A 10,483-nucleotide genomic window follows, 5' to 3' on the forward strand; every position below is an offset into this window, starting at 1 on the left:
AACTATCCTCTGTAAAAAAATCATTAAAAAACCTGAAAATGTTACAAATGAAACATTCTCAGGTTTTTCTTTTTTTATTTAATTTTTGCTCCTATCGCTAGGGAATCATCGACGGATGCGAGTGACATGACGCCATCTTTTTCTCCTGCAAGGATCATTCCTTCAGAAAGCTCCCCACGCAATTTGACCGGCTTAAGATTGGTTACACAAATTACTTTTTTGCCGACAAGGTCTTCCGGTTTAAAATACTTTGCGATACCCGAGACGACCTGACGCTTTTCATAACCAAGATCCAGTTGAAGCTTCAGCAGCTTATCAGCTTTTTTAACAGGTTCCGCTTGAACAACCTGAGCGACCCGAAGATCTACCTTCATAAAGTCATCAATCGTGATTTCTTCCGGAAGTTCCGGTTTGTCTTCTTTCACAGGGTCTGGGGCAGAACCCTGCATTTTTTGCTTGATGAATTCGATTTCTTCCTTCAGATCAAGCCGAGGGAATATTGGTTCCCCATGAACTACCTTTGTGCCAGCCGGAATCTGTCCAAACTCCTCAAGGCTTTCCCAAGTCTGAAGAGATTCGGATTCAACATTCAGCTGAGTGAAAATTTTCTCGGGAGTTCTTGTCAAGAACGGCTTCAACAGGATCGCCACCCTTCGCAAGGATTCCGCAAGATGGAACAAAACATCTGCCAGTGCGGCTTTCTTTTCTTCATCCTTCGCCAGCACCCAAGGCTGTGTCTCATCGATGAACTTATTGCAGCGGCTGACCAATTGCCATACCGTCGTAAGCGCGACGGAAAACTCCATCTTCTCCATTGCTTCTTCATACTTAAGGACCGTCGCTTTGTTCACTTCTAAAAGCTGCGTTGCAAATTCCCCATTCGATCCACGGTAAGCAGGAAGCTCCCCATCGAAATACTTATCGATCATTGCCACTGTTCTATTTAGCAGGTTCCCCAGGTCATTGGCAAGATCGAAGTTGATTCTTTCGACAAAACCTTCAGGGGTGAATACCCCATCCGAACCGAATGGTACTTCACGAAGCAAGTAATAACGGAGTGCATCCAGACCATAGCGGTCAATTAATGTGACAGGGTCTACTACATTCCCTTTGGATTTCGACATTTTTCCGTCCTTCATCAAAAGCCAGCCGTGGGCAAAAACCTTTTTAGGAAGCGGGAGGTCAAGTGCCAACAGCATGATTGGCCAGTAAATCGTATGGAAGCGGACAATTTCCTTTCCAACAAGATGAACATCCGCCGGCCAATAGTTCAGGTACTTGGAATCATCATCAGTTCCATAGCCGAGCGCCGTGATATAGTTAGATAGCGCATCCACCCAAACATAGATCACATGCTTTGGATCCCCCGGAACCTTTATGCCCCAGTCAAAAGTTGTCCGTGACACAGCCAAATCTTCCAATCCTGGCTTAATGAAGTTATTGATCATTTCATTTTTGCGGGATTCTGGCTGGATGAATTCTGGATTGTCTTCATAGTATTGAAGCAGCCTGTCTGCGTATTTGCTCATTTTGAAAAAATACGATTCTTCCTTCACCTTTTCCACAGGCCGGCCACAGTCAGGACAATTGCCGTCTACAAGCTGCCTGTCTGTATAAAAGGATTCACATGGTGTGCAATACCAGCCTTCATATTGATCGAGATAAATGTCACCCTGCTCCAATAGCTGGGCAAAAATCTTTTCGACAATTTGCTTATGGCGGTCCTGGGTTGTTCGGATAAAATCATTATAAGATATATCCAATTTGTCCCAAAGACCTTGGATTCCGGCTACGATTTTATCGACGTATTGCTGCGGGGTTACGCCACTTGCCTCGGCATTGCGCTGAATCTTTTGACCGTGCTCATCCGTTCCTGTTAAATACATCACATCATATCCGCGCAACCTCTTATAGCGCGCCATCGCATCACCGGCCACTGTTGTATAAGCGTGGCCAATATGTAAATTGCCGCTTGGATAATAAATCGGGGTTGTAAGATAAAAAGTTTTCCGTTTCTCTTCCATGAGGATCCTCCTTAACTAAAACTGCTAGTTCATTTCTAATAGTAGTTATTATACCAGTTATTGCAATGGGATTCCTACCACTTTCCCGAAGCACGAAAAGGAAATTTGCTAGTTTTTGCATAATAGAATCATAACCAATCATCAGAACTACTTATACCTGGTCACAAAAAATAATTATTCTTTCTCTTTTAAAAGATAAACAATTTAATTGACGGTTATTGGAATCGCTGGTATTATATAACCAATAAGAGAAATTTGTCGAAAAATGACGAACTTCGTATATGGGAAAATGAGAGGAGATTAGACAAAATGAAATCTACAGGTATTGTACGTAAAGTTGATGAGCTCGGACGCGTGGTTATTCCAATCGAATTAAGAAGGACTCTTGGCATCGCAGAAAAGGATGCTTTGGAGATCTATGTTGACGATGACCGCATCATCCTGAAGAAATACAAACCAAACATGACCTGCCATATCACTGGTGAAGTTTCTGATAACAACATCACATTGGCTGGCGGCAAGCTGATCTTAAGCCGTGAAGGTGCTGAGCAGCTCCTTAAAGAAATTCAGGATAGCTTCGAACGTGTAGAAGCTTAATTCAGTATATACACCCCAGGCCGTAGATAGCATCCACGGCCTTTTTGCATGTTTATTTTTCTATATGGTATGCCTGGTAAACTTCGCGTTTTTGCAGGCCGCGATCCACAGCGGTTTGCTTGATGGCATCCTTGGAATTCTTATTTTCGTTTGAAATATAGTGTTCGACATGTTCCGTCACGCTTAATCTTTCCCACCACAGAGTTTCTTCAAGCTCTAGTGAGTCAGCAGAGGCCCCCTCAACTATCAAGACAAACTCACCGCGCACCTCACCCGACTCTGCCCACTCTATCGCTTCAGAAATTGTCCCTCTCAAAAATTCTTCGTATTTTTTTGTCAGTTCCCGGCAAAGTACAATTCTGCGGTCACCCAGGCCTTCCAACATAAATGCCAGAGTCTCTTTTAATCTATGTGGTGATTCATACAGGATTAGCGTGGCAGCCTGTTTGGCTAATTGTTCGAGCTCCTTTCTTTTATCCTTTTTGTTTCGCTCAAGAAAGCCGTAGTAATAGAATGGCTGCGGCTGGATCCCTGAGGCAATTAATGCGGTAAGCGCTGCATTTGCTCCTGGAAGCGGGACGACAGTCAGCCCTGCAGCAATCACCTCAGCTACAAGCTCCGTACCCGGATCGGAAATCGTTGGCATCCCTGCATCGCTTACCAAGGCAATTTTCGCTCCCTCCTTCAGTTTTTCGATCAGTTTATGGCCACTGCTTTCTTTATTATGTTCATGATAGCTGGTAACAGGGGTTTCGATCTCAAAGTAATTACACAGCTTTTTCGTATTCCTAGTATCCTCGGCTGCAATTAGATCCGCTTCCTTCATGAGTCTGATCGCTCTGAAGGTCATGTCCTCCAGGTTGCCGATTGGGGTTGGTACCAGATACAATATTCCTTTTTCCTTCTCCCGCTCAAAGCTTTTTTGCTGAATCATCTAAACCACCCGTTTCATTAACTTGATTGCTGCCATACAACATCTCTTTCATCGTTGGGGTATACTGATTATTTTCATCATAAACAAACATCGGTTCCAAAATCTTAAGCTCTGGACTGCCATCCTTTATTGCTTCGATTAACAGCATATTCGCTTCCTTCCCTGCCTTTGGATAGACGAATTGAATACGTTTCGGTTCCAAGCGATATTTCCTCATGAGCTCGATCATATCGATCAGTCTTCCTGGACGGTTGACAAACGCAACTTTCCCACCCTGTTTTACGAGCTGGCTTGCCGATCGAATCGCGTCCTCCAGTGTGCAGAGAATTTCATGACGTGCAATTGCCAAATGCTCATTGATATTGATCTCTTCTCTTGAAGGCGTCGGAAAATAAGGAGGATTGCAAGTAACGACATCATATTTTTCATAGCCAAGTTGTTTTGGCGCATCCTTCAGATCTCCGTGCATCATATGTAGACGGTCCGCTAATTTATTGTATTGAATGCTGCGGACTGCCATATCGTACAGTCGCTCCTGAATCTCCACCCCTATAATCGAGCCTTTTGTCCTCGCGCTTAAAAATAGCGGAATAACCCCGTTCCCGCTGCAAAGATCGACAATCTTCCCCTTTTGAATGGGGACCCAGACAAACCTGGCAAGTAGCACAGCGTCAAGGGAAAAAGAGAACACATTCGGGCTCTGAATGATCCGCAAGTTCTCCGCTAGCAGATAATCCAATCTTTCATCTTCTCGTAAGCTTAGCATGTAATTTGTTCCTCCAAAACGAACTGATAAAAAAAGCGCAAGCGCCTTATTCAGCCCCGACAAGCGCTGGAGCTAGACAATTCTCGAAATGAATTTTATACTTTCTTATTCTGTAAAAATAGCCTTCCCTATAAAGGAAGGCTGCCAATTATTTTTTATTAAGAAAGGACAGGCAGAACAAGCAATCCTCTTTCCGTGGGCTGCCAAAATGCAGGTTGCAGATATGGAAACCTTCCTGGTACAAGCGGGCGAGATTGTCATAGCCTTCTCCGATGTCAACTACGTTTTTGTCAGCCTGTGGCTGATTGCTGTCCTCATCGGTTTTCTTACTATTTGGATCTGTTTTTCCAATGGTTTGATCCAGACGGCGTCTTATATGCTCATTTTCCAGCTTTAATGCATTATTCTCTTCCAGAACCTCTGCTAGATGCTGTTTAAACTCCCCAAGTTGACGGTATAAATCACCAATCTGCTCTTCCATATTGCTAACTGTGTCAAAAATATTTTTTTTATCCACCTGTTCCACCTCATTAATCTGTGGATGATTGCAACGATACAGCTCCTGCTTCCTGTATTTCCTCTAGTGTATATTCCAGAACGCGTTCCTGTCCAGGAATGCTGACTTGCATTACTCGTTCCAGGATATTCAATCCGACGACTTTTCCGCGACCATTCGGTGTTACAATTGTTTCACCAAGGTCTGGCAGCAGTTCTTTTGCTGTTTCATATTCATCGTTCTCATATTTCAAACAACACATCAGCCTGCCGCAAAGACCGGAAATCTTTGTTGGATTGAGTGAGAGGTTTTGATCCTTGGCCATCTTAATAGAAACAGGTTCAAAGTCTCCAAGGTACGTAGAGCAGCACAGCATTCTGCCGCATGGCCCGATACCGCCAAGCATTTTAGCTTCATCCCTGACACCAATTTGGCGAAGCTCAATCCTGGTCCGGAAGATGGCTGCCAAATCCTTAACCAATTCCCGGAAATCAACGCGTCCATCAGCTGTGAAGTAAAAAATGACTTTATTGCGGTCAAATGTATATTCAACATCAACTAGCTTCATATCTAGTTGGTGTTCGTTCACTTTATCACTGCAAACATCATAAGCTTCCATTGCAGCTGTCTTGTTTTCCTCGACAATAAGACGATCCTTCTGATCTGCAATTCTGACCACCTTTTTCAGAGGCAGGACCACGTCATTTTCGCCGACTTGCTTTCGGGGGATAACCACTTTGCCGAACTCTACTCCCCTTACAGTTTCGACAATGACGAATTCGTCCTTTTGAATTGAGAGATCGCCGGGATCAAAATAATAAATCTTCCCCGCTTTCTTGAAGCGGACACCTATTACATCATACAAGTATAGATCCCTCCTGCAATTTTAACACCAGCTCTTCCATGAGCAACTGGGGATTCATATTGGCATTAAGCTTCCTCTTCGCCTCCAGAATAGCCGCCATTTGTTCGGTAAGACGCCGTCCGGATGTCTGTAATGCAAACTGTTCTAAACGTGAGCTTTCGTTTAGATACACAACCTGGTCCTTCATGCCAAGCTGAATGTATAATAAATCCTTGAAAATAAGAAGTAATAAATCCAGGCCACGATCCATCTGTTCTTTCTCTTTAAAGTGCGTGAACCAATTTTCCTGAAGTGCCAGCATAGCTTCTAATGAATTCTTTTTCAGCACTTCATACAATTTTAACACTATTTTTTGCGCTTGTGCAAACCAATCATCGTTACTTATCTGTATAGCCTCTTCTAAATTATTTGTCAACTGCGCAAGCAGCGGTGCCGTATGCGGGTGCACTCCCTGTACGATCAATTGTTCAGCCATATTTTTAGGAGATAATGGAGGGAAATTAATCAGCTGGCATCTAGACAAGATGGTCGGAAGCATTTGCTGGGCTTGTTCGGTAATCAACACAGCAACGGTCCCAGCATGGGGTTCCTCAAGAAATTTCAGCAAACTGTTGGCTGCATTTGTGGTCATTCGGTCAGCATGGACAATCATGTAAATCTTGTTCTTCGACTCTACCCCTGTTTTCGAAAACTCTGCCTGCAGCAGCTGAATCTGTCCTTTTTTGATCGAAAGTCCATCAGGCTCGACGAGATGAATATCCGGATGGTTCCCGATGTTGATCCTTTTACAGTTTAGACAAGTTTCGCACGGTTTATAGCCATCCACTGGGTTCAAACAATGGATGCTTTTGGCAAGAAGGATACTCATTTCCTTTTTGCCAGTGCCTCTCATTCCCTCAAATAAATAGGCATGGGCGATCCGGTTTTTGAGGATGCTGTTTTTTATCATTTTCAAAACATTCGGCTGAAGTCTTTCCAACTCGTCCCACGTCTTTGCCAAGGCGATCACTCACTTACGTATATAAATTGATTAACAGGCCTTTGATTTCTCCAATCTTGCCGAGAATATCGATCTGTTCAACCTTTTTGCTCATCAGTTCATCCGTCAACTCGACCAGCTTATCATCAATTGTTTCCACGAGCTTTAAAGAACGCCCTTCCCCATATTGATTCCAGCTATGCGATTGCTTAAGCTCCAATCCGAAATGGACTGCTTCTTTTACAAATTGCTTTACTAGCGTCTTAAACTTGGCAAGGTCCTTGAAAGTCCTCGACCGTGCTAGCCTCTCGCCGGCAGATTCCACTTCCTTCAGTAATTGCTGAAGTTGACCAATTTGCAATTTATGCTCCTGTTTTTCCACAAGTTGGTTAAATTTGATCCCATTGCCAGATTGCTGTTTCTGATCCTGGCGCAGTTTATCTATATTAAGGCGCAAATCCTGATTAATTTTCATTTAGGCCTAACCCTCCGGCATTCCCCGTTAAAATTGATGAAATAGATCGACAGGCAATACGAAGACAGTTGCTCCGCCAACCTGGACTTCGACAGGGTATGGAACATACGAGTCTGCATTTCCTCCCATAGGAGAGACAGGAGCCACGAGCTGGTCTCTAGACTTACAATTATCTCTAATGATCTCGAGCGCCTTCTCCACTCTGATGTCTTCTGTTCCTATGATAAACGTGGTATTGCCTGACTTTAGGAATCCACCTGTACTTGCCAGCTTTGTTGCCCGAAAATTATGGTCGACTAATGCATTGGAAAGGCGATTGCTATCCTGGTCCTGAATCACAGCTAAAATTAGTTTCATTCGTTTCCCTCCCTGAATTTTTAATAGACCATGACAAAACTAGTTGTATTCTCATTATAACAGGATTCATAAGCCAAGACATTAAGAAAAGCCGGGCAAACTGCGCCCGGTCCTTTTTTGGATTGTAAAATAGTCAATCGGATTAAAGATCCCTTAATCTGGAAGCCGATTTCCCAGAGTTTTATATAATTCGTGGCTTTTTACTAAAACAACTGCCATAAGGGCGCCTCTCAGGCGGAAAGATACCCTTATGCAAGCATTTCCTCCTCTATAAGGGCATTTCTCAGGCAAAAAGATCTAATTTACATCAGTAAAAAAACAAGCTTGCTGAGACACAAAGCTTGTTTTTCTTTTAGCTATTCAAGAGTTCATTAATTTTTGCTTCCGCTTGATGATAAACGGCTTCTAATTGCTTTGACGCATCAATCGTGACAATTCTATCCGAAAATCGTTCAGCAAGCAATTGATAGCCTTGTCTTACCATTTGGTGGAATTCTAGCTTTTCCAAATCGAGTCGATTTACTTCTCGGCCCTTATTTTTGCTAATTCTTTCAAGTCCAATCTCAGGTGCTACATCAAAATACAGGGTTAATTTTGGCATCATGCTTTCAATCGCAAATTGGTTGATTGTATAGACCTCGTCAATTCCCAGACCGCGGGCATATCCCTGGTATGCTAACGAACTGTCGACAAAACGATCACATAACACTATTTTCCCTTTTTCCAGCGCCGGCTTGACCTTTTCGGTAAGATGCTGCCTTCTGGCTGCTGCATATAAAAGGGCTTCGGTGCGTGGATCCATTGCCGTATTTTCCGGATCCAAAATGACTTGTCTGATTTGTTCCGCAATCTCGATTCCACCAGGCTCGCGTGTTGCGACGATCTCATATCCTTCTTTTTCGAGCTTCTCCTTAAGCATTTGAATGATCGTCGTTTTCCCGGAACCATCCGGCCCTTCAACAGAAATAAAAATACCCTTGTCCATCTACTTCCTCCAACTCTGAAACACGCTTATTTTACCCGCAGATAAATTGTCTCCGCCTTGGATTTTCGCATCTTTTCCAACTAAATAGAAGATCAGTTGAATGTCTTCTTCGGTGATGAATTCTCCTGGAACGCAAATCGGTATCCCAGGAGGATACGGAATAATCGGTTCCGCACAAACTCTTCCAGCCGCCTCTTCCAACGGAATATATTCACTATGCTGGTTCTCCATCTCTTTATAGCTGGCAGCAAGAGTCGAAATTCCTTTCGCTGACCATTTCGTATCGAGATGATTGATTTTTTTTGGAATCGTTCTTGCAATCTCTGTTATTTTTTCAGCTGCTTCCTGCAAATAATGTCCCATGTTCCGTTTAAGTAGGGGCAAAACAAACAGAACATTATATGGATCAGCTAATTCTGTAAAAATTCCTTTTGCCTCAAGTTTGGTTTGAAGCTCAAAGCCAGACCAAGACTGAATGGTAATTTTTAACGGGTCATCGCCTGGCAAAACGCTTATCGATTCCAGCTGTCCAAGGCTAATTCGAAATTGTTGTAAGGCTGCTTTCAAATAAGACAGATCTTCCTGATTATAACTCCCTAAATAGTATCTGGCCAAATCCAACGATGCCATCAATGGATAGGAAGGGCTGCTTGACTGTAGTGCCTGCAAGTAAGACTTCAGCTTGCTCATTGGAACTCGATCGGTCTGATAATGGAGGAATGCCCCCATGGTCATAGCTGGCAGTGTTTTATGTGCCGATTGTACGACAAGATCTGCACCAAGCTCTACAGCAGACTTTGGAAAAAAGTCCCCTGCGATAAAGTGCGCGCCATGTGCCTCATCAACCAAAACAGGAATCCGAAACCGATGAGCCAAGTCAATAATGCTTTTAAGATCATACGTTAAGCCGTAATAATTAGGGTATGTCAAAATGAGCGCCTTTGCCCCAGGATACTGCTGTATCGCCGCTTGTACAGCCTTTAAACTAGGTCCCACAGCGACAGCAAAGTTCTCATTATACTCTGGACTGATAAACACTGGCCTTGCCTTTGCGAGCATAAGTCCATTCATGATGGATTTGTGAGAGTTGCGCTGGACGAGCACAACATCCTCTTCCTTAATCGCGGCAAGGATCATCGCCAGGTTTCCGACAGTCGATCCATTTAGTAAAAAAAAGCTTTTTTTCGTTTTAAATAAGTCTGTTAGCAATTCTTCAGCCTCTAAAATTACTCCCTCAGCAGAATGATAATCATCCAGTCCGGTTATTTCAGTGGCATCCAATTTTAAAATATCTGCAAAAAATCGCTGTCCCTTTTCAGGAAAAACAGTTCCATTTTTATGGCCAGGTACATGGAAGGAAAACGGTTTACCGTCAGCATGGCTCATCAATTTAGTATATAAGGGGGTCTTGGCTTGATCCATATTCTCACCTTTATTGTCATTCTCACATCTATCTATTTTAACACTGTTTGATGGCAAAAAAAATAAAAGCCCAAAATGGACTTTTAACTGTATATACCTGGTCTAGTTACTTTCCTTAATTTCTCCACGTAATATTTATATTGAGGGTCGCTCGTTTCCGTCTTGATCATGATGGTTTCACAGTCGGTACAAATAAATGAAGTATACAGATGTATGCCAGCTGTTTTTGTCTGTTCACAAATTGCACACGTTTCCCTAATTTGATTCTTAGCTAAAAATGAACCCAAATCCTCCACCTCCGTACACCTATTGTTGCCCTGAATCTCTTTTTGTATACAGTTTTCCGAATAATATTTCAGAAAGTTTCATTGTTTTATATTTTATGATTAACACTCAATTTCCTTGTATGTCTTATAACAATTTTAGGTTGGTTTATTATATAAACACTTAATCACAAAAAAGAACAGCTATGTCAGCTGTTCTTTTTGTGCCCGGCGGCGTCCTACTCTCACAGGGGGAAACCCCCAACTACCATCGGCGCTGAGAAGCTTAACTTCCGTGTTCGGTATGGGAACGGGTGTGA

12 protein-coding genes and 1 rRNA gene are annotated in these 10,483 nt (G+C 43.0%); 1 reads left to right on the plus strand and 12 read right to left on the minus strand.

Going from position 1 to position 10,483, the window contains the following annotated elements:
• Window positions 1-74: 74 nt before the first annotated feature.
• Window positions 75-2,024: a methionine--tRNA ligase gene (gene metG / locus J2S25_RS15305; protein ID WP_044391063.1), complete on the minus strand. Its 1,950-nt coding sequence runs from the start codon at window positions 2,022-2,024 to the stop codon at window positions 75-77.
• Between the two features lie 309 nt (window positions 2,025-2,333).
• On the opposite strand from metG, the gene abrB reads away from it, so the two are divergent.
• Window positions 2,334-2,621, plus strand: a complete 288-nt coding sequence (abrB, locus tag J2S25_RS15310) for a transition state genes transcriptional regulator AbrB (RefSeq protein ID WP_044391062.1) — start codon at window positions 2,334-2,336, stop codon at window positions 2,619-2,621.
• 52 nt (window positions 2,622-2,673) lie between these two features.
• Here the strand turns inward: abrB and rsmI are convergent, their stop codons facing one another.
• The 11 genes from rsmI to rrf form a co-directional block, all read right to left on the minus strand.
• Window positions 2,674-3,555, minus strand: coding sequence for a 16S rRNA (cytidine(1402)-2'-O)-methyltransferase (gene rsmI, locus J2S25_RS15315; RefSeq protein ID WP_044391060.1), 882 nt, complete (start codon window positions 3,553-3,555; stop codon window positions 2,674-2,676).
• Complete coding sequence (locus tag J2S25_RS15320; protein WP_044391058.1) at window positions 3,533-4,321, minus strand: tRNA1(Val) (adenine(37)-N6)-methyltransferase; 789 nt, start codon at window positions 4,319-4,321, stop codon at window positions 3,533-3,535. The genes rsmI and J2S25_RS15320 overlap by 23 nt, the downstream gene beginning before the upstream one ends.
• 148 nt (window positions 4,322-4,469) lie before the next feature.
• Window positions 4,470-4,838: a DNA replication initiation control protein YabA gene (gene yabA / locus J2S25_RS15325; RefSeq protein WP_044391056.1), complete on the minus strand. Its 369-nt coding sequence runs from the start codon at window positions 4,836-4,838 to the stop codon at window positions 4,470-4,472.
• Window positions 4,839-4,851: 13 nt separating this feature from the next.
• Entirely contained in the window at window positions 4,852-5,682 is an 831-nt protein-coding gene (locus tag J2S25_RS15330; protein WP_044391055.1) for a PSP1 domain-containing protein, read from the minus strand.
• The gene (gene holB / locus J2S25_RS15335; protein ID WP_307192300.1) at window positions 5,675-6,682 is read right to left on the minus strand and encodes a DNA polymerase III subunit delta'; all 1,008 of its coding nucleotides are present in this window, start codon (window positions 6,680-6,682) and stop codon (window positions 5,675-5,677) included. Before holB ends, J2S25_RS15330 begins: the two co-directional genes overlap by 8 nt.
• Before the next feature lie 13 nt (window positions 6,683-6,695).
• Window positions 6,696-7,136 carry a YaaR family protein gene (locus tag J2S25_RS15340; protein ID WP_044391052.1) on the minus strand — a complete coding sequence of 147 codons (441 nt, stop codon included), beginning with the start codon at window positions 7,134-7,136 and terminating at the stop codon, window positions 6,696-6,698.
• 27 nt (window positions 7,137-7,163) lie between these two features.
• Window positions 7,164-7,493: a cyclic di-AMP receptor DarA gene (gene darA, locus J2S25_RS15345; RefSeq protein WP_044391050.1), complete on the minus strand. Its 330-nt coding sequence runs from the start codon at window positions 7,491-7,493 to the stop codon at window positions 7,164-7,166.
• 352 nt (window positions 7,494-7,845) lie between these two features.
• Entirely contained in the window at window positions 7,846-8,478 is a 633-nt protein-coding gene (gene tmk, locus J2S25_RS15350; RefSeq protein ID WP_044391049.1) for a dTMP kinase, read from the minus strand.
• Window positions 8,479-9,900, minus strand: coding sequence for an aminotransferase class I/II-fold pyridoxal phosphate-dependent enzyme (locus J2S25_RS15355; RefSeq protein WP_044391047.1), 1,422 nt, complete (start codon window positions 9,898-9,900; stop codon window positions 8,479-8,481).
• A gap of 83 nt (window positions 9,901-9,983) precedes the next feature.
• Window positions 9,984-10,196: a sigma factor G inhibitor Gin gene (locus tag J2S25_RS15360; protein ID WP_431305958.1), complete on the minus strand. Its 213-nt coding sequence runs from the start codon at window positions 10,194-10,196 to the stop codon at window positions 9,984-9,986.
• A 193-nt stretch (window positions 10,197-10,389) separates the two neighbouring features.
• Window positions 10,390-10,483 (minus strand): 5S ribosomal RNA (gene rrf / locus J2S25_RS15365); the annotation flags it as partial.

This window comes from Mesobacillus stamsii, from assembly GCF_030814065.1.
Taxonomy (GTDB): domain Bacteria; phylum Bacillota; class Bacilli; order Bacillales; family Cytobacillaceae; genus Mesobacillus; species Mesobacillus stamsii.

Bases quoted from the DNA above. Each gene is read 5' to 3' on its own strand.
- metG (WP_044391063.1), bottom strand. From the start codon at position 2,024: ATGGAAGAGAAACGGAAAACTTTTTATCTTACAACCCCGATTTATTAT.
- abrB (WP_044391062.1), top strand. From the start codon at position 2,334: ATGAAATCTACAGGTATTGTACGTAAAGTTGATGAGCTCGGACGCGTG.
- rsmI (WP_044391060.1), bottom strand. From the start codon at position 3,555: ATGATTCAGCAAAAAAGCTTTGAGCGGGAGAAGGAAAAAGGAATATTG.
- J2S25_RS15320 (WP_044391058.1), bottom strand. From the start codon at position 4,321: ATGCTAAGCTTACGAGAAGATGAAAGATTGGATTATCTGCTAGCGGAG.
- J2S25_RS15340 (WP_044391052.1), bottom strand. From the start codon at position 7,136: ATGAAAATTAATCAGGATTTGCGCCTTAATATAGATAAACTGCGCCAG.
- darA (WP_044391050.1), bottom strand. From the start codon at position 7,493: ATGAAACTAATTTTAGCTGTGATTCAGGACCAGGATAGCAATCGCCTT.
- tmk (WP_044391049.1), bottom strand. From the start codon at position 8,478: ATGGACAAGGGTATTTTTATTTCTGTTGAAGGGCCGGATGGTTCCGGG.
- J2S25_RS15355 (WP_044391047.1), bottom strand. From the start codon at position 9,900: ATGGATCAAGCCAAGACCCCCTTATATACTAAATTGATGAGCCATGCT.